Source organism: Propioniciclava soli (assembly GCF_038502305.1).
GTDB classification, from domain to species: Bacteria; Actinomycetota; Actinomycetes; order Propionibacteriales; family Propionibacteriaceae; genus Propioniciclava; species Propioniciclava soli.
Map to the genome: position 1 here is coordinate 206,261 of NZ_CP115965.1, position 19,113 is coordinate 225,373.

General features: G+C 72.0%; 15 protein-coding genes. 10 read left to right on the forward strand and 5 right to left on the reverse strand.

The genetic code is table 11. The annotated features are described in order from the left end of the window. The first annotated feature begins 175 nt into the window (after positions 1-175). Together PCC79_RS00920 and PCC79_RS00925 are read left to right on the forward strand one after the other, a co-directional pair. Positions 176-1,354 carry an ABC transporter ATP-binding protein gene (locus tag PCC79_RS00920; RefSeq protein WP_232548679.1) on the forward strand — a complete coding sequence of 393 codons (1,179 nt, stop codon included), beginning with the start codon at positions 176-178 and terminating at the stop codon, positions 1,352-1,354. Continuing rightward, complete coding sequence (locus PCC79_RS00925) at positions 1,351-2,325, forward strand: ABC transporter permease subunit (protein WP_342372729.1); 975 nt, start codon at positions 1,351-1,353, stop codon at positions 2,323-2,325. The genes PCC79_RS00920 and PCC79_RS00925 overlap by 4 nt, the downstream gene beginning before the upstream one ends. Before the next feature lie 4 nt (positions 2,326-2,329). On the opposite strand, the gene PCC79_RS00930 is transcribed toward PCC79_RS00925, so the two are convergent. Genes PCC79_RS00930 through PCC79_RS00940 form a run of 3 tightly spaced genes read right to left on the reverse strand, consistent with a single transcriptional unit; the run spans position 2,330 to position 7,037 of the window. Further along, positions 2,330-4,936, reverse strand: coding sequence for an alpha-amylase family glycosyl hydrolase (locus tag PCC79_RS00930; protein WP_232548681.1), 2,607 nt, complete (start codon positions 4,934-4,936; stop codon positions 2,330-2,332). Positions 4,937-4,996: 60 nt separating this feature from the next. Beyond that, the gene (locus PCC79_RS00935) at positions 4,997-5,887 is read right to left on the reverse strand and encodes a DUF4031 domain-containing protein (protein ID WP_232548682.1); all 891 of its coding nucleotides are present in this window, start codon (positions 5,885-5,887) and stop codon (positions 4,997-4,999) included. Between the two features lie 16 nt (positions 5,888-5,903). After that, complete coding sequence (locus PCC79_RS00940; protein WP_232548683.1) at positions 5,904-7,037, reverse strand: rhomboid family intramembrane serine protease; 1,134 nt, start codon at positions 7,035-7,037, stop codon at positions 5,904-5,906. A gap of 148 nt (positions 7,038-7,185) precedes the next feature. Between PCC79_RS00940 and PCC79_RS00945 the strand changes: the two genes are divergently transcribed. From PCC79_RS00945 to PCC79_RS00960, 4 genes are all read left to right on the forward strand, one after another. Beyond that, entirely contained in the window at positions 7,186-7,944 is a 759-nt protein-coding gene (locus PCC79_RS00945) for an amino acid ABC transporter ATP-binding protein (protein WP_232548684.1), read from the forward strand. 81 nt (positions 7,945-8,025) lie between these two features. Next, positions 8,026-8,886, forward strand: coding sequence for a glutamate ABC transporter substrate-binding protein (locus tag PCC79_RS00950; RefSeq protein ID WP_232548685.1), 861 nt, complete (start codon positions 8,026-8,028; stop codon positions 8,884-8,886). A gap of 95 nt (positions 8,887-8,981) precedes the next feature. Then, positions 8,982-9,668: an amino acid ABC transporter permease gene (locus PCC79_RS00955; RefSeq protein WP_232548686.1), complete on the forward strand. Its 687-nt coding sequence runs from the start codon at positions 8,982-8,984 to the stop codon at positions 9,666-9,668. Further along, positions 9,665-10,543, forward strand: coding sequence for an amino acid ABC transporter permease (locus tag PCC79_RS00960; protein WP_232548687.1), 879 nt, complete (start codon positions 9,665-9,667; stop codon positions 10,541-10,543). Before PCC79_RS00955 ends, PCC79_RS00960 begins: the two co-directional genes overlap by 4 nt. Before the next feature lie 7 nt (positions 10,544-10,550). Here PCC79_RS00960 and PCC79_RS00965 read toward each other — a convergent pair whose 3' ends face one another. Continuing rightward, complete coding sequence (locus tag PCC79_RS00965; protein ID WP_232548688.1) at positions 10,551-11,225, reverse strand: hypothetical protein; 675 nt, start codon at positions 11,223-11,225, stop codon at positions 10,551-10,553. A gap of 90 nt (positions 11,226-11,315) precedes the next feature. Here PCC79_RS00965 and PCC79_RS00970 point away from each other — a divergent pair, with 90 nt between their 5' ends. Together PCC79_RS00970 and PCC79_RS00975 are read left to right on the forward strand one after the other, a co-directional pair. Then, complete coding sequence (locus tag PCC79_RS00970) at positions 11,316-12,263, forward strand: asparaginase (protein ID WP_232548689.1); 948 nt, start codon at positions 11,316-11,318, stop codon at positions 12,261-12,263. Positions 12,264-12,351: 88 nt separating this feature from the next. Further along, the gene (locus PCC79_RS00975; RefSeq protein WP_342372730.1) at positions 12,352-13,812 is read left to right on the forward strand and encodes an LCP family protein; all 1,461 of its coding nucleotides are present in this window, start codon (positions 12,352-12,354) and stop codon (positions 13,810-13,812) included. 40 nt (positions 13,813-13,852) lie between these two features. On the opposite strand, the gene PCC79_RS00980 is transcribed toward PCC79_RS00975, so the two are convergent. Next, positions 13,853-14,881, reverse strand: a complete 1,029-nt coding sequence (locus PCC79_RS00980; protein ID WP_232548691.1) for a LacI family DNA-binding transcriptional regulator — start codon at positions 14,879-14,881, stop codon at positions 13,853-13,855. A 136-nt stretch (positions 14,882-15,017) separates the two neighbouring features. Here PCC79_RS00980 and PCC79_RS00985 point away from each other — a divergent pair, with 136 nt between their 5' ends. Together PCC79_RS00985 and PCC79_RS00990 are read left to right on the forward strand one after the other, a co-directional pair. Beyond that, positions 15,018-17,507, forward strand: a complete 2,490-nt coding sequence (locus PCC79_RS00985; protein ID WP_232548692.1) for an alpha-L-rhamnosidase — start codon at positions 15,018-15,020, stop codon at positions 17,505-17,507. 91 nt (positions 17,508-17,598) lie between these two features. Continuing rightward, complete coding sequence (locus PCC79_RS00990; RefSeq protein WP_232548693.1) at positions 17,599-19,014, forward strand: MFS transporter; 1,416 nt, start codon at positions 17,599-17,601, stop codon at positions 19,012-19,014. Positions 19,015-19,113 lie beyond the last annotated feature (99 nt).

Here is a 19,113-nt window from a genome sequence, read left to right on the forward strand (position 1 = left end):
ACGGGCAGGGGGGCGCCAAGGTCGGGGCCGCTGGCTCCGGGTGGCGGGGCAGCGTGGCGGTGGCCCCCACGGCGGGGTGGCCGTCGGGGCTCGTCCGCCCGTGGTCGGACCGGGGGGCGGCAACGTCCGACCGGGGCGGGTCGTCCAGTCGGCAGCGACAGGGGAGGATGGGCCCATGCAGGCCAGCCGATCCGAGGGTGCCAGCGACCCCGCTGAGCGCGACGCCCATCGCCCCGACATCGGGGGGGACGCCCACGACCGCGACGCCCACGCCCACGACCGCGACGCCCACGCCCACGACCGCGACGCCCACGACCGCCACCTCGTTGGCCCCAACGACCACGACCCCGGCGTCCCGGACGCCGAGGATCCCGGCCAGCACGCGATCGTGATCCGCGGATTGCGCAAGACGTATCGGCGCGGACGCGTCGCAGCGGTTTCCGATCTGGATCTCACCGTGCCGCGCGGCGGCGTCCATGCGTTTCTGGGGCCCAACGGCTCGGGCAAGACGACCACGCTGCGGATGCTTCTCGGCCTGACGCGGGCGGACGCCGGCACGATGACGATTCTCGGCACGCCGGTGCCGGACGGGCTCCCCGACGTCATCGACCGCGTGGGTGCGATCGTGGAGCAGCCAAAGCTGTTCCCCACCATGAGCGGCCGCGACAACCTCGTCGTGTTGGGGCGTGGCATCGGGCTGCCGCGGCAGCGGGTGGACGCGGTGATCGATCAGGTCGGTCTCGGGCCACGGGCGAAGGACCTCGTCCACGGATACTCGCTCGGCATGCGGCAGCGCCTGGCGATCGCCGCGACACTGCTGAAGGATCCGGAGGTGCTCATCTTCGACGAACCCACCAACGGGCTCGACCCGGCCGGAATGCACGAGGTGCGCGTCACGCTGCGCGGGTTGGCGGAGGCGGGGCGCACGGTCGTGATCTCGAGTCATCTGCTCGCCGAGGTGCAGCAGGTGGCCGACACGGTCAGCATCATCGGACGCGGCCGGTTGCTCCGCGAAGGCACCGTGGCGGAACTGCTGACGTCGTCCGGCCGGGTGCAGGTGCGCGTCCGGCCCGTGGAGGACGCCGCGCGCGCGCTCACCGACGCGGGTTACATGGTCGCCCTCGATGGTTCCGACCGTGTCACCGTCAGCCACCCGGACGCCGCCCCGCGGCCGGACGCCATCGCTCGCACCCTGGGTGAGGCCGGGCTGTGGCCCACCGAGTTGATCCGGGCGACGCCGAGCCTGGAAGACGTGTTCCTGGCCCTCACCGCGCGCGAACACCTGACGGCCACGTCCGGCCAGGGCATCGTGTTCCCCGGCGACCCGAGCGGGGCACGGGAGGGAGCGGCATGAGGCACGTCATCGCGGCCGAGGCGCTCCGGTGGTTGCGCCGGCGGGGCCTGTGGGCCACCGTTGCCGTGTTCCTCCTGCTCGCCGTGATGAGCGGCGTGGCCATGGCCGCGAGCGCCGAGCCACCCGACGAGGCCACCGTGGCCCAGGCCAAGGTTGACTACGCCTCCTACCTGGCCGACTGGAACGAGAATCACCAGGAGTGGTACCAGGACTGCCTGGACGCGACGCCGGAGGATGAGAATCCGCAGGCCATGTGTGCGGAGACACTCGCGGCCCCCGTGAAATCTGACTACGTCCCCGCCCCGCTCGCATGGGCGGACGGGATGCGCAGCGCGGCGATCTTTGCGGGAATCCTGGGCGGGATGCTCGCCATGCTGGTCGCGGCGAGCTTCTGGGGGGCGGAGTTCCGGCACGGCACCATCGCCACCTGGCTCACCTTCGTCCCCGACCGCACCCGCGTCTGGACCGCCAAGAACGTGGTCGCGGTACTGATGTCCGCCGTGGCAGCCCTGGTGATGAGCGCGGTGGTGCTGGGCGTGACCACCATCGGGTTCGTCATGTTCCAGGGCCCGGCATCGGTGGGCGATTGGGGCCCACCCCTCGGCATCGCCGCCCGCGGACTTGGGTTCGCCGCGCTGGCCGCGCTGATCGGGGCGGCCATGGCCGTGCTGTTCCGCAACACCGTCGCCGCGGCCGCTGTGCCGGTGGCCTACCTGGTGCTGACGTCGATGTTCGGCGCAGTCACCTACGTGCCCGGCCTGGAATTCCTCGCCACCCTGATGCCCGAGACCAACCTGATGGCCTACCTCGCTCTGGGCACCACCTACTGGGTGCCGGCCCTCGAACCGGGCGAGGGCATGGTGGAACGTCACCTGCCATTCGCCCACGGTCTCACCTATCTGCTGGTGCTGACCGGCGCGCTGGCGGTGGCGTCCCTGATCGCGTTCCAGCGCCGCGACGTGGCCGAGTGACGCCTCAGCTGCCTTGGTCGTCGTCGGTAGGCACGTCGGCCACCGGGGCGGCGGGCTTGCCCGAGGGCGTGCCGTCGGCGCTGATCTGTCCGGTCGGGCCCTCCGCCACCGGGGCCGGACGGTCGGCGCCGCGCCGGATGCGGTCCAGCACCTCGCCGAACCGGCCCCGCAGGTAGGGGATGCCCCAGCGGTCCATCTGCAGACCGCCGCCGCGACCCCACAGGTTGCCGGGCACGGGATCGGGCACCCTGGTCGGGCGGGCTTCGAGCACGACGATCGACCACGGTTCGACCGTGTACTCGCCCGTGACGTGGAGGGCGTCCTCCTGCGACCAGCAGTTGAACTCGGACTCCGCCCACGGCGCCGTGTCGATGATGCGGTACCAGTCGTGCTGGGTGTCCTCGTCCTCGGTCCACTCCGCCAGGTCGAACCGGGCGGGCTGGTCGTACATGTTGATGAGCACCCAGAAGTCGTCACCGTTCGTCGCGCCGGAGTCGATGGCGACGGCGATCTGACGGTCGCCCGGCGAGGGCGGATCGTTCAGGTCGGTGCTGAAATACACGTAGGCGACGTTCTCGCCACCCCGCTCGGTGTCGCCCCAGGTCCGTTGCCGGAACGTCTCCTGCGACTGCCGCAGGTGCGCCACGAAGCGCGCGAACACCAGCAGCGGGTTGACGCCCTCGGGGGCGTCCGTGATGCCCATGGCGTGGTTGTAGCCGGTCAGCTCGGGGTCACGCGGGTCGACCGGGACGCGCATCGGCGCGTTCGAGGCGGCCTGGGCCCAGTTGTTCCAGATCCCGACCGTGTTGAGCGACCACGGGTTGTTGTTGCCGTTCTGCGAGCGGCCGTACTCGTCGCCCGAGACCACCATGGGGACGCCGCGCGCCAGCAACGTCAGGAGCCAGAAGTTGCGCCACCGCGTCCGGCGCAGGGCCAGGTCGCCGCCCGAATCCCACGACAGGTTGTTGTCCGAGCCACCGTCGGAGGGCCCGAACGGGAACGGCTGGTCATTGTTCTTCTCGTTGTAGGCCACCAGGTCGAACATGGTGAAACCGTCGTGCGCGGTGACGAAGTTGACCGACTTCTGCGGGCCGTCGTTGCTGTTGAAGTGCAGGTAGTCGCCGTTGAAGAACGCCATGAAGTCGTCGGTGTTGGCGTCGCCCTTGCAGTAGGCGCGCATCGCGTCGCGGAACCGCCCGTTCCACTCGCCCCAACCGGAGGGGAAGTTGCCGACCTCGTAACCCCACAGGTCCCACGCCTCCGCGATGACCTCGAACTCGTTCTCGGCGGCGAGCCGGGCGACGTCGTCCAACAGCGGGTGGTTGGAAAAGAAGCGGCGTTGGGCCACCCAGTCCTCGGCCTGCGCGGACTCGGGGCGGCGTCCGAGGACGGGCGCGAGGTCGAACCGGAAGCCGTCCACGCCCATGGTGTCGTGCCAGTGCACCAGCGAGTCGAGCACGAGGTTGCAGGTGATCGTGGAGCTGAAGTTCATCTGGTTGGACGTGCCGGTCGCGCCGTCGATGAGGCCGCCGTCCGAGGTCAACACGTAGTACTCGGTGGTGGCGAAGCCCCCCAGCGTGGTGAAGCCGGCGGCGTCCAGCTCGCCGTTCCAGTTGCCACCCTCGGCGGAGTGGTTGTACACCACGTCGAGGAACACCTCGATCCCCGCCTCGTGGAAGGCCAGCACCATCTGCTTGAACTCGCGGGTGGGGCCGCCCAAGGACTTGTCGTGGGCGTAGTCGCGGTTGGGCGCGAAGAAGGCCAGGGTCTGGTAGCCCCAGTGGTTGGTGGTGCCGTTCTGGTCGCCCACCTGGTCGGAGTCGGTCTCGTGGACGGGCAGCAGCTCGATGACCGTGAGCCCGAGCGCCTTGAGGTAGGGCGCCATGAGGGCCGCGCCGGCGTAGGTGCCGCGCAGCTCGTCGGGGATGTTGGGCAGGCCGGCAAACCCGGGCACGCCGGCCAGGAGGTCACCGAGCTTGGCCGAGCTGGGGTGCATCGTCAGGTTCTTGACGTGCGCCTCGTAGATCGCGTTGTCCTCCTCCGGGTGGCGGGGGTGGACGCCGATGCTGGTGTCATCCTCGATCACCACGCCCTTCGGCGCGTAGCGCGCCGTGTCCACCTCGCGTCCCGGGCGGCCCCGCCATTCCACCGGGCCCGAACCGAACACGCCGCGGTCGCCGCCGGCCTCCTCGACCCGGGCGCTCATGGTGTTGTGCGTGACCTCGCGCGCGTAGGGGTCGAACAGCACCTTGTTGGGGTTGAAGTGGTTCAGCTCCTCGTCCCGGTCGGAGACGAAACCGGCGGTGGAGCCGGGGGTCCAGGCCTCGTCGAAGGTCCAGTTCTCACCCCAGACGCGGAAGCCGTAGAGGGTGCCGTGCCGGGCGCCGTCCACCTCCGCGCGCCAGAGGCCGTCCGCCCCCTGGCCCATGGCGAACGTCGCGTGGGCGTCCGCACCCACGGCCTCGGGGTAGAACTCCAGCTGCACGCGGGTGGCGCGCGGTGCGGCGACGGCGAACGTCGTGGTGCCCTCGCTGCGGCGCAGGAGGGCGCCGAGGGGCCACTCGGCCTCGCTCCAGCGGGATTCTTGGACGGCACGGGGTGCAGGGCTCACGTCGGCCCAGAGTGCCATGTTCGACCAAGTCAGGCCAAGACGGCCCGCCGGGCGGAACGGTCACACCAGGGGCACGCGGTGGGTCCGCAGGTGGTCGAGCTCGGCGGAGAGGTTCGCCGTGGCGGCGTCCGCCCAGGCCTGGGCGGACGCCGAGCGGTAGAGCGGGTCGAGGGCCAACAGTCCTTGCAGGACGGCCGTGCGGCCCGCCACGAACGTCGGTTCGGCCACGGCGGCGTACTCCTGCCGCACGTCGCGCGCGTACACGTGGTAGCGGGCGGTGGGCAACGCGAGGACGGAGAGGTCGGCGTCCACGAGCGCGGCGCCGCGGACATCGCCGGGGTCGGGGTCGTGGGTCGCTGTGAGCAGCACCAGCCGTTGCACCTCGGCCACGTCGGCCACGGGCAGGTGCGGCGCCAGCAATGCGCCGGCCAACGCGGCGGAAGCCCGCTCGTCCTCGCCGGCCCTTCCCTCGTACACGGCGTCGTGGAACCAGGCGGCCAGCCGCACCCGGGGGTCGGTCGCGCCGAGGGCGTCCAGCGCGTGTAGGCACTGGGCCAGGTGACGCACGTCGTGGTAGCGCCGGTGGGGCTCGCCCCAACGGGTGAGCAGCGCGTCGCGGACGCCCGCCGTCGCAGGTGGGTCGGCGTCCCAGTGGCGACGGGCGGACGCCGCCGCCGCGGCCCGGCGGGGGCCCTTCTGGGCGGGCCGGACGCGCAGCCCGCCGGCGACCAGGCGGCGCAGGAGCTCGCGGGAGTCGACCGGGGTGGCGCCGGCGTCCACCAGGGCGGCGTGGCGCTCGGCGGGGGCGTCGTAGTGGTCGTGGTCGAAGGCGCCCGGGTGGAGCCCCGCCCGGCGGGCGAACAGGTGCAGCTCAGGCAGCGAGGCGTCCGACACGACGTGGCAGAACAGCGTGCCGTGCGCCGGCCAGCGGGGCGGGTCGATCCAGATCACGGGGAGTCCGGGCCGCTCAGGCCAGCGTGAGCTGCCACACGAGCGTGGCGGCACCCAGCAGCACGCCCAGGCCGGCGAGCGCCCCGATCTGGAGCCGCTCGCGGCCGCGGCCCCGCAACGCGATCAGCAGCAGCGCGACCACCGCGCCACCCACGAACCCGCCGAGGTGACCCTGCCACGAGATCCAGGAAGCGCCGAAGACGGTGATCGCCACGTTGAGACCGAGCCACATCAGCAGGCTGCGGACGTCGCCGCCCGCCCGGACGGCCAGCACCAGCAGCGCGCCGAGCAGGCCGAAGATGGCCCCGGACGCCCCCGCCGTCTGCGAGAGCGGATCGGAGAGGAACAGCACGAACACCGAGCCGCTCAGCGCTGCCAGGAGATACAGCGCGAGGAACCGGCCGCGACCCAGCGCCCGCTCCAGGCTCGGGCCGAGGAACCACAGCGCCAGCATGTTGAAGGCGATGTGCATCAGGTCCACGTGCACGAAGGCGCTGGTGAGCAGCTGCCACCACGCGCCGCCGGAGACGCCCGGCACGTAGGTGGCGCCCGAGGCCGCGCATGCCGCCCGGTCGAACCCCGGGTAGTAACTGTTGCCCGCCAGGCAGATGCTGGTCGGAGAGAGCGACAGGGTGCTGAACAGGGGGCTCCGGACGCCGCCGGTGAGGAATCCGACGACCCAGACCAGCACGTTGACCCCGATGAGCACGATGCTCGTGCGCGTCGGATCGGCCGAGCGGCGTCCGCCGTAGGGCAGCGTCGCCTGCCGCGTCTCGGCGGTGCCGCGGGCCACGCACTCGGGGCACTGGTGCCCCACGGGGGCCTCCACCATGCAGGCACCGCAGATCGGACGCCCACACCGCCGGCAGCCGACTCCGGCCGGGACGCCGGGGTGGCGGTAACAGGAGACGACGTTCATCCCGGCCTGCTGGGGCGCCAACGGGTACGGCTGGGGCGGGTACGGCTGCGCCGGCGGGTAGGGCTGCGCCTGCGGGTAGGGCGGCTGCGGCGCGCCCGGGGGGTAGGGCTGCTGGGGCTGCGGGGCGTGACCGGGGGTGGGCGGCGGCGTGGCGGAGTTGGGGAAGGAGGGCTGCGCGGCGCCGGCGTCCGGCGCGAGCCACTCGTCGGGTCGCTGGTTCGGGTCGGTCACGAGAACCACCTCCTGCCCGCCAGCTTAGAAGGGGCGTCCCACCGACCACGGGGGAGCCGGCGGGCGGCTGCCACCAGAAAGTAGCTGCAACCAGAAAGTAACCGTTCCGCGACCTCACCGTGCACCCGGCCTCGCTAGGGTGCCGCCCATGACCGACTCGCCTGCCGCTGCCCAGCCGGTCGTGGAGATGGAGCACGTCGACAAGTTCTTCGGCGATCTCCACGTGCTCAACGACATCAACCTCACCGTCCGTGCCGGTGAGGTGGTCGTCGTGATCGGACCCTCGGGCTCGGGCAAGTCGACGCTGTGCCGCACGATCAACCGGCTCGAGGGCATCAACTCCGGCACGATCAAGGTGGCGGGTGAGGTGCTGCCCGAGGAGGGCAGGGAGCTCGCCCGGCTACGGTCGCGGGTGGGCATGGTGTTCCAGTCGTTCAACCTGTTCGCCCACAAGACCGTGCTGGAGAACGTGACCCTCGGGCCGGTGAAGGTCAAGAAGTCCGGCACCGAGGACGCGAAGAAGCGCGGCATGGAGCTGTTGGAGCGCGTCGGGGTGGCGAACCAGGCCGCGAAGTACCCCGCCCAGCTCTCCGGGGGGCAGCAGCAGCGTGTCGCCATCGCCCGGGCCCTGGCGATGGACCCGATGGTCATGCTGTTCGACGAGCCCACCTCGGCGCTCGACCCCGAGATGGTCAACGAGGTGCTGGACGTCATGGTCGGCCTGGCCCAGCGCGGCATGACCATGATCGTCGTCACCCACGAGATGGGGTTCGCCCGCAAGGCCGCCGACCGGGTCGTGTTCATGTCCGACGGGCAGATCGTCGAGGAGGCCGACCCCGAATCGTTCTTCACCCGCCCGCAATCGACCCGTGCCCGGGACTTCCTGAGCAAGATCCTCACCCATTGACGCCCGGCGTCCCCCAGCCCCGGACGCCGCCGGCGTCCGGCCCCGCACTCCCGACGACACACCCCTGAGAGAGGACCGACCATGACCCGATCCACCACCTGGGCACTGGCCGCCAGCGCGGCCGCCTTCGCCCTGACCCTGTCGGCCTGTGGCGGCAGCGCGGCCGCACCCGGCACGGACACGACGGCCGGGGGCGACGCGGCCCCGTCCGGCCCGATCCGCATCGGCATCAAGTACGACCAGCCCGGGCTGGGCCTGCAGGAGGGCACGAACTTCACCGGTTTCGACGTCGAGGTCGCCACGTACGTCGCCGGGGAGCTGGGCTACCCCGAGGACCAGATCGAGTTCATCCAGGCGCCCTCGCCGCAGCGCGAGACCATGCTGGAGGGCGACCAGGTCGACCTGATCTTCGCCACGTACTCGATCACCGACACCCGCAAGGAGCGCATCAGCTTCGCCGGGCCGTACTTCATTGCGGGCCAAGACCTGCTGGTGCGCGCCGACGACACCTCCATCACCGGCCCGGAGACCCTCACCGGCAAGCGGCTGTGCTCGGTCGCGGGCTCCACCCCGGCGGAGAACGTCAAGAAGGAGCACCCGGACGTCGAGCTGATCGAGTACGACACCTACTCGCTGTGCGTCTCCGCGCTGGACTCCGGGGCCGTGGACGCCCTCACCACCGACAACGTCATTCTCGCCGGCTACGCGGCGCAGCCGCAGTGGGAGGGCAAGTTCCGCGTCGTCGGCAACCCGTTCAGCACCGAGCGCTACGGCGTCGGCGTGCCGAAGGGGGAGACCGAGCGGTGCGAGGCCGTCAACGCCGCGCTGGAGAAGATGATCGAGGACGGGGCGTGGCAGACCGCCCTGGACGAGACCGTCGGACGCTCCGGGTTCGAGCCGGACGACCGCAACCCGCCCAGCGTGGACGAGGACTGCGCCTGACCCTCGGTTCGGCCGACCGGCCGCCCCGCCCCTCGAGACCGGGTGCGGCCGGTTCGGTCCCTTCCACCCCCGGTTCGCGATAGGAGGCGACGCCCGTGGAGCGCCTGATGCAGATGCTCAGCGACTACAACGTGCTGGCGGCGTTCTGGACGACCATCCAGCTCACGGTCTACGGTGCCATCGGGGCGCTGGTGCTCGGCACGATCGTGGCCGTCATGCGGGTGTCGCCGGTGGCGGTGTTCAGCAGGGCTGCGGCCCTGTGGACCAACGTCATCCTCTACACGCCGCTCACGCTGATCGCGTTCTTCTTCGCGTTCGGAGTGCTCATCAAGATGAACATCCGGCTGCTCCCCGAGCCGCCGGCGACCCTGCTCGACCAGCACTTTGCGATGGGGGTGGTCGCCATCGCGGTGTACCACTCCTCGCTGGTCGCCGAGGCGCTGCGCTCGGGCATCAACACGGTGCCGCTCGGCCAGGCCGAGGCGGCGCGCGCCCTCGGGCTGGGCTTCGGGCAATCGCTGCGCGAGGTGATCCTGCCGCAGGCGTTCCGCGGCGCCATCGCGCCGCTGGGCAGCACGCTCATCGCCCTGTGCAAGAACACCACCGTCGTCGCCACCATCTCGGTGACCGAGGCGGCGGCCCTGATGAAGTCGATGATCGAGTTCTACTCCGACCTGATCGTGCCGATCTTCGTGATCATGGTGACCGGCTTCGTCATCCTCACCCTGCCGCTCGGCATGTTCTTCACCTGGTGGTCCAAGCGGGCGGCGGTGCTGCGATGAGCGCCCAGAACCTGCTGTTCGACCTCCCCGGCCCCCGGGCCCGGGCGCGGCACCGCGTGCTGGCCGTCGTCGGCGTCCTGCTGATCGCCGCCCTCGTGGCCGGCGCCGTCTACCTGCTCCGCAACGAGCTGCGGTGGGCGATGTGGCGTCCGTTCATCGACCCTGTGACCTGGACCGCCTACCTCCTGCCCGGCCTGCAGGCCACGCTCACCGCCGCGGCGATCTCGGTCGTGACCTCGCTCGTGGTCGGCCTGCTGCTGGGGGTGGGACGCCTCGCCGCGCAGCCGGTGGTGCGTGCGGCGTCCGGCGTGCTCGTGGAGTTCTTCCGCGCCGTGCCCGTGCTGATGATGATGGTGTTCGCGTACTACGCCTTCATCTACTCCGGCGTGCTGCGCGGCCAGGCGGCCTCGTTGGCCGGCGTCGTCGTCGGGCTGACGCTGTACAACGGCGCCGTGATCGCCGAGCTGGTGCGCTCCGGCGTCCACGCGCTGCCGAAGGGGCAGACCGAGGCCGGCCTGGCCGTCGGGCTCACGCCCGGCCAGACGCTGCGCTCGATCCTGCTGCCGCAGGCGATCCGGGCGATGCTGCCGGCCCTGGTCAGCCAGCTGATCGTCGTGTTGAAGGACACCGCGCTCGGCTACCTGATCGTCTACGCCGAGCTGCTGCAGCGCTCACAGAACCTGGCGGCGAACTACGGCAACATCATCGTGGCGTTCTTCGTCGCCGGCGTGATCTTCGTGCTCATCAACTGGGCGCTGGCCACGCTGGCCCACCGGCTCGAGGCCTGGCTCTCGACGCGCCAGGCCGGGCACGTGCTGCACGTGGCCGAAGGTGGCGCTGTGCTGACGGGCGACGAGACCCCCGCCGTGCGCTGAGCGGGTCTCAGTACCAGCCGTTGGCCTGCTTGAACGACCACGCGCTGCAGGGGGTGCCGAAGCGCTCCTTGACGTACTTCAGACCCCACTTGATCTGGGTGGCCGGGTTGGTCTCCCAGTCCGCACCCTCGCTGGCCATCTTGCTGCCGGGCAGGGCCTGCGGGATGCCGTAGGCGCTGGAGGTCGGGTTGTCGGCGAAGGTGTCCCACATCGACTCGCGCATGATGATGTTGTTGTAGCAGGTGAACTGGTCCTCACCCCAGCCGTAGGAGTTGGCCGCGATCTGGCGGGCGATCTCCTTCGGCTCCGTCGTCTCGGGGGTGTAACCCTGCGTCGCGATGAACGCCGCCCGCTCCGCGGCCTGGCGGTCGATCTCGGCCTGGCGCTCGGCCTCGATCGCGGCCTCGCGATCGGCGATGGCCTGCGCGGTGGCGGTGAGCTGGGCGCTGCGCGCGTCGGCGGCCGCGGCCGGGTCGGTGCGGTCGCTGCTGCGGGACGCGAGCTCTCCGGCCAGTCGGCTGTCCACCAGCTCGGACGCCGTCGCGTCCGCCTGAGCGGTCGTCGCCACGGCGGGCACCGGGTTGGTCGCACCCGCCGGGGCCGCGGTGAGGGTGGTGATGCCGCCCAGGGCGACGCACACGGCGCCGGTCGAGAGCAACAGGGTCTGGATTCCACGCTTCACACCTCCAGAGTGGCAGGTGAGAGTCCTCAGGAAAAATTAAGGAAGGTTGTTGCCGCCGCACGGGTGGGGCCGAGGTGCCACAATCTGCCCGTGAGTCTGCGCGAGGCGCCCGTGGTGGCGGAAGTGGTCCGGAACGGTTTCGTCGAGTCGGTGCACCACGGCATCGCGGTGGTGACGGACGCCGACGGTGCGGTGATCCGGGCCGTGGGCAACCCCGCGACGACCGTGCTGCCCCGCTCGTCGCTCAAGCCGGGGCAGGCCCTCGGCATGCTGCGGGCCGGCGCCCCGTTGGCCGGGGAGCACCTGGCGCTCGCGTGCGCGTCCCACTCCGGCGAGCCGGCGCACCTGGCCGGCGTCGAGGCGATGCTGGCGGCGTCCGGCCTGGGGGTGGCCGACCTGCAGAACACCCCCGACCTGCCTCTGGGCGAGGCGAGCCGGGCCGCGTGGCTGGTGGCCGGGCGCGGCAAGGAGTCGCTGGCCCAGAACTGCTCGGGCAAACACGCCGGCATGCTCGCGGCCTGCGTGGCGGCGGGGTGGCCGACGGCCGACTACCTCGGGGTGGCGCACCCCGTGCAGCGCCTCATCGTCACCACGGTCGAGGACCTGACCGGCGAGAAGGTCTCGGTCACAGCCGTGGACGGCTGCGGGGCGCCGCTGCACGGGTTCGCGTTCGCGGGGTTGGCGAGGGCGTTCGGGCGTCTCGCTGCGGCGACGGGCGGCCCGGAGCGGCAGGTGGCGGACGCGATGCGCGCGCACCCCGCCTTCGTGGGCGGCGACGGACGCCCGGACACCGAGCTGATGCGGGCGGCGCCCGGCGTGATCGCCAAGGAGGGTGCCGAGGGCGTCTTCGCCGTGGGGTTGCCGGACGGACGCGGCGTGGCCGTGAAGGTCGGGGACGGGTTCCGGGCCGGACGCACCGTGGCGGCCGCCGTGCTGCGGAGCCTCGGCGAGGACGCGTCGGCCTGCGACGCGCTCGGCCTCGTGCCCGTGCTGGGGCACGGCGAGCGGGTCGGCGAGGTGCGCGCCGTCGGGTTCTGAGCCGGGTGCCCCCGCGGTCGGGCGGCACGGACGTGAATTCCGACCGCGGTTCGATGGTGAGGGCGGGTGGGGCCCGTACGGTGGACGGGTGACGCGAAACGACGACGAGGACTGGCTCTACCGCCGCGGCCGCTATGCCGACGGCGACGCCGAGGCGACCCGCCGGCGCGACGACGGCGGCCGCGACCGGGCTCCGTCGCAGCGCGCGTCCTTCGATGGGGGGCGCAACCCCACTGCGCAGGATCCCTATGCTCAGGATCCCTTTGCGCAGGACCCGTACGGCCTGAACTCGGACTCACCGCCCGTGCGCGCCCCGAGGCCATACGCGCCGAACGCGTACGAGCAGGAGGTCGACGCGCCGGCCGTTCTCGGCGACGGGCGGGGGAGGGCCCCGCAAGCGGGGCGCAGCGGCGACACCCGGTACGGAACACCGACGCCCGTGGCGCACCACGGCTCGCGGGGCACCGCCGGGCCGGCCGGGCGACCGACCGGCGCGGGTGGGCGTCCACCCGGCATCCCGGGTCGCCCGCCGGGCCCGCCGCAGGGTTCGCGTCCGATGGCGACCGGCGGCTCGATGACCGCGGCGGCGTCGCGGGGCCGCGTGCGCCGGGGGAGTCGGCGACGCGTGGGGGTGACGATCGTGGCCGTCGTGCTCGCCTACCTCCTGGGCATCCCGCTGGTGACGTGGCCGTTCATGCCGCGCGTGGATGCGACTCCCGAGGGGGAACGGCCGGCCTCCCAGCCGGGGCAGGTGTTCGTGCTGGCCGGGTCGGACTCGCGGGCCGGCCTCAGCGAGGAGGAGCAGAACCGCCTCGGCACGGGCAACGATGCCGGGCAGCGGACCGACACGATCATGATGCTGTACCTGCCGCGCGACGGCCGGGCGGCGCTCATCTCAGTGCCGCGCGACAGCTTCGTGACCATCCCCGGGCACGGCAAGAACAAGATCAACGCGGCCTACTCCCTGGGAGGGCCCGAACTGCTCGTGGCGACGATCGAGCAGAGCACCGGCGTGCAGGTCGATGGGTACGCGGAGATCGGCTTCGGTGGCTTCGTGAACGCCGTGGACGCCGTGGGCGGCATCGAGATGTGCCCGGCCGAGGCCATCAACGACCGGGACTCGAACCTCGACATCCCCGCCGGCTGCCAGCAGATGGACGGGGTGACGGCGCTCGGTTACGTGCGCATGCGCAAGGCCGATCCGCGCGGGGACCTCGGCCGCGCCGAACGGCAGCGCGAGATGCTCGGTGCCCTGGCGAAGAAGACCGTGTCGCCCGCCACCGTGCTGCTGCCCTGGCGCTGGTGGGGGGTCAACCGGGCGCTGTCGCAGTCGGTCACGGTCGGCCGCGACACCGGCATCGGCCAACTCGCTGGGTTGGGGACCGCCGCCGTCCGCATCGCCGGCGGCGACGGCGTCCAACTGTCGGTTCCGGTGGGGAATGCCAACGCGCACACGTCCGCGGGGTCGAGCGTGTTGTGGGACGAGGCGCGCGCCAAGGAGATGTTCGCCGCCATGCAGGCCGGGCAGTCCGTGGAGTCGTTCGCCTGACCCGCAAGGCCGCGCTGCTCTCGTGGCTTGGGGCCAGACCTCAGGCGCCGGCGTCCCGGGGCGGCGCTGGGGGCGATGAGGGCTTGGGGGGCATCGGAGCCGTGGAGCAGCGCTCGGCGAGGTGGGTCACGATGGGTTCCCGCGTCGGCGCGTCCCGATCGGTCAGCAGGGAGAGCACCGCCTCGGCCGTGCGGCGTCCGAGGTCGCGGTGGTCGATCCAGACCGACGTGAGCGCCGGGACGACGAGGTCGCACAGGGGCGCGTTGTCGTGCCCGACGACCGAGAGCTCGGCCGGCACGGCCACCCCCGCCAGCGCCGCCGCCCCGATCAGCGCGGCGGCCACATCGTCGTCGTAGGCCACGACGCCCGTGGCGCCGGCGTCCGTCACCTCGGCCAGGGCCGCCACCGCCTCCGTCGCCGACGCCGGGGTGTCCACCACCACCAGCTCGCCGCAGCCGGCGTCGCGGGCCTCCTGCTGCGCCGCCGTCGCACGAAGCCCGGCCAGGCCGGCCAGCCGCGGGTCGCCGGGCCGTGCGAACGCCAGCCGGCGGTGGCCGAGCCCGGTCAGGTGACGCACCTGGTGGCGCGTTCCCTCGACCAACCCGTAGGCCGCCTCGTCGACCGCGGCCGTCGGTGCGACCACCCGGGTGATGGTCAGGGTGGCCAACGCGCGCGACTCCTCCTCGGAGAGCGGGACGGGCTGGACGACCGCGTCCGGGTCGACCACCTCCCACAGCGGCCGCACGGCGGGTGCTGCGGTGATGGTCTCGGTGACGACGGCGTAGCCCGCCTCACCGAGCAGGCGGGTGAACTCGGCCAGGTGGAGCCGCATCGCGTGGCCCATCGGCCAGTCCGGGAGGCGGTAGAGCACCACGTGGCTGGCGCCGCGGGCCAGGGTTTGCGCGCCCCGGTGGGGCCGGTAGCCCAGGCGCTCCGCGGTGGCCCGCACCCGGTCCTGCACATCGGGTGAGATCGACTGGCCCGGCGTCCGGTTCAAGACGAAGCCGACGGTGGCCCGGGAGACGCCGACCTCGTCGGCGATGTCGCGGGCGGTGATGCGGCGAGCCATGGGGGTCCTTTCACGCGGGGTGTGCAACCGGTTGGCCGCTCCCGCCCCCCATTCTGCCTTCGCCCACTTGCACGCGCTAGTTTGCCGTGTTACCTTTTCATCGATTCAACTAGCACGCTCTAGTGAGGAAGTCCCGATGATGTGGCACGCATCCTTTGTTGCTCCGGCCGGCACGTCTGCCCCGGATGACCCCGCGGCATGGTTCCGCCTCGCCTTCGTGGTGGACGAGGCCCCGATCCGCGCCACCCTGGCCGTCACCGCTCTCGGTGTGGTCGAACCCTGGCTCAACGGCGCCCGGGTCGGTGACGAGGTGCTCGCCCCCGGCTGGACGTCCTACCGCCACCGGATCGTCGTCAGCACCCATGACGTGACCGATCGCATCCACACCGGTGAGAACGTGCTGGGCGCCGTCGTCGGCCAGGGCTGGGCGCGCGGACGCCTCGCCGACTGGGATGCCCCCGGCAGCAAGTTCAACCTGTTCGCCGACCGCGCCGCGGTGTTCGCCGAGCTGGAGCTCACCTACGCCGACCGCACGGTGCGCGTCCTCTCCGACGACTTCCGCGTCACCCGCGAGGGCCCTCTCCTCGCCGACAGCATCTACGACGGTGAGGTCTACGACGCGAGGCGCGAGCTGACCGGTTGGTGCGAACCAGGGTACGAGGACGGAACCTGGGCCCCGGCCGAGCGCGTCCCCGTGGACCTCGGCCGGCTCGTGCCCCGCACGTTCGAACCGATCCGCGTGGTCGAGAACCTGGCACCCGTGGCGATCACCACCTCGCCGTCCGGGCGCACGGTCGTCGACGTCGGGCAGAACATCTCCGGGTGGGTGCGGCTGCGGGTCGAGGGCCCGCGGGGCACCACGATCACGCTGCGGCACGCGGAGGTGCTCGAGCACGGCGAGCCCGCCTACGCTCCGCTGCGCTCGGCCCGCGCCACCGACAGCTACACGCTGCGCGGCGGCGGGGTGGAGGAGTGGGAGCCCCGGTTCACCTACCACGGCTTCCGCTACGTGGAGGTGGAGGGCTGGCCGGGTGAGCTGGCGGCGTCCGACCTGACCGCCCGCGTCGTCCACAGCGACATGCCGCGCCTCGGCCACTTCACGTCGTCCAGCGATCTCCTCAACCGCTTCCACAGCAACGTGGTGTGGAGCATGCGCGACAACTTCGTCGGCCTGCCCACCGACTGCCCTCAGCGCGACGAACGCCTGGGCTGGACCGGCGACATCCACGCCTTCGCCCCCACCGCCGCGTTCTTGTACGACGTCCGCGGTGTCCTCGGCTCGTGGCTGGACGACCTCGCCGCCGAGCAGGCCGACCGCGGCTTCGTCCCGTGGGTCGTGCCGGACTGCTTCGCCTACGACTCCTCGCCCACGGCCCTGTGGAGCGACGTCGCGGTCGGCCTGCCCTGGGCCCTTTACCGCGCCTACGGCGACCCGGCCATCCTGGAGCGCCAGTACGACTCGATGGTGGCGTTCATCCGCCAGGTCGAGGGGCTGCTGGACGCCGACGGCCTGTGGTCGTCCGGCTTCCAGTTCGGCGACTGGCTCGACCCGGACGCCCCCGCCGACCGGCCGACCGAGGGCAAGACCGACCCGCATCTGGTCGCCCAGGCGTTCTTCGCCCGCATGACGCGGATCATGGCCGACACCGCCGGCGTCCTGGGGCGCGACGCGGACGCCGCGACGTTCACGGCACTGGCCGAGCGCGTCCGGGCGGCGTTCCGCGCCGAGTACGTGACGGCGCACGGCCGGCTGGTGAACGAGTCGGCCACGGCGTACGCGCTGGCGTTGAGCTTCGAGCTGCTGGACGCCGACCAGGTCGAGCGGGCGGGACGCCACCTGGCGCAGATCGTGGCGAAGGACGGCTTCCGCATCGCCACCGGTTTCGCCGGGACGCCGTTGGTGATGGACGCCCTCACCCGCGCCGGGCAGGTGGACACCGCCTATCGCATGCTGCTGTCGACCCAGAGCCCGTCGCTGCTGCACCCCGTGACGCTCGGGGCCACCACGATCTGGGAGCGCTGGGATTCCCTGCTGCCCGACGGCACGGTCAACCCGTCCGGGATGACCTCGTTCAACCACTACGCGCTCGGCGCGGTGGCCGACTGGCTGCACCGCATTGTCGCCGGGCTGGCGCCGGGGGAGGCCGGTTACCGGACGCTCGACGTCGCGCCGCAGCCCGGGCCGGGGCTCGACCACGCCTCGGCGCGGCTCGAGACGCCGCACGGTCCGGCGTCCGCCGGTTGGCGGCGCGAGGGCGACACCGTGACCGTTGACGTGCTCGTCCCGGAGGGCTGCACCGCGCGCGTCGTGCTGCCCGACCACCCGGAGGGCGTCGTGCTGGACGTCGGTGCTGGCGAGCACAGCTGGACCTACGCGATCCCGGTGGTGTCCGCCGTCGAGCTGTCGATGGATTCCACCCTGGCCGACGTCGGCGCCGATCCCGATGCCTGGGGGCGCGTCCGCGCCGCGCTGGACACCTACCTGCCCGGCATCCCCATCGACCCGACCGACCCGCAGGCCGGGTCGGTCACGCTCGCGGGGCTGCTCGGCTTCATCCCCGGTGTGCCCGCCGGGCTCGAGGACGCCCTCCGCGCCGCCGTCGCCGGCGACGAAACCAGCTCCTGACCCGACCGCTCCCCACCCCGAACCACCGCGGCGGTCCGCGCCGCCCGACCCATCCGCACGGCGTCCACGCCGCATCACGAGAGGAACCTCAATGAAGAAGATCCGTTCCACCACCGACAGCCTGGGCGTCGAGAAATCCGTGCGGCCGGGCAACTACCTGGCCGACGCCTTCGCTCAGGTGGCCATGAACTCGATCACCGGCCTTGTCGGCCTGCTCGTGTTCGTCTACACCGACAAGGTGGGCATGGCGGCCGGCACCGCGGGCCTGGCGATCTTCCTCGCCAAGATCGTCGACGCGTTCACCGACCTCGTCATGGGCCCGCTGGTCGACCGGACCAACACCCGCTGGGGCAAGGCCCGGCCCTGGTTCCTGTGGATGGCCCTGCCTGCGGCCGTGGTGGTTCCGCTGCTGTTCACCGTGCCGAGCGGCGCCTCGGACGGCACTCAGCTCGCCTGGGCGCTGGGCACGAACATCTTGGCCACCGGGGTGGTGGCGACCGCGCTCGGCATCCCCTACGCCGTGCTGATGGTGTACGCCACGAAGAGCTCCCAGGAGCGGGGGTCCAGGGGGCTGTTCCGCGCCATCGCGGGTTTCCTGGCAGGGGCGGTGCTGTCCATCTTCGCCGTGCCGTTGTCCAACATGCTCGGCGGTGACCAGGCGGCCTGGCAGAAGCTGGGCATCGCCTTCGGTGTGATCGCGGGGCTGGCGTCCCTCATCGTCTTCCTCGGCACCCGCGAGCGCAACGAGGTGGCCGCCGAGTCGTCGACGGAGGCGGCGCCCCCGGTCCGGGAGGGCCTGTTGTTCCTGCTGCGCAACCCCTACTGGGTGAAGCTGCTGATTTTCGGTCTGCTCGCCAACATGGTGTGGGGTCTCGGCGGCGCGTCGGGTGTCTACTGGGCCAAGTGGGTGATGGGGGATGAGAACATCGTCGCCCTGCTCGGCACCGTCGGGCTGCTGCCCTACGTTGTCGGCTTCGCCGCCATCGGCCCGCTCAACAAGCGGTTCGGCCTCACCAATGTGCTGCGCTGGAGCCTGGTGCTCACGGTCGTGTCGTTCGTGATCCGTTCGCTCGCGCCCGCCAACCTGACCGTCGTGCTCGTCGGCGGCGCGCTCGGTGGGCTCGGTGGCATCGCCATGATGGTGAACACCATCGTGCTGGTGTCGCTCATCGCGGAATGGAACGAGCTGAAGTTCGGCCACAACCTCGCCGGCCTGAATGCCAGCGCCAGCAACTTCGGTGGCAAGATCGGCGCCGGCGTGGGCGCGGCGATGATCGGCTGGATCCTGGCGGCCACCGCCTACGACCCGTCCCTGCCCGCGCAGGAGACCCCGGCCTACCTGGGCATCCTTGCGTTCTCGATGTGGATCCCCGGACTGCTGGCGCTGATCCAGTGGCTGCTGCTGTGGCGCTTCGACCTGGAGAAGATCTACCCGGGCGTCATTGCCGAGCTGGAGGAGCGTCGTGCGGCAGCCCGGGCGGACGCCGCCGCCGTCGCAGCGGAGTGACGCCGCCCCGGCACTGGTGAGGAGCGAGGACGCCCGGCCGTCACCGGGTGGGACCGGCCAACGGGCGTCTCGCGCGGGGTACACCTCGCTCCCCTGGGG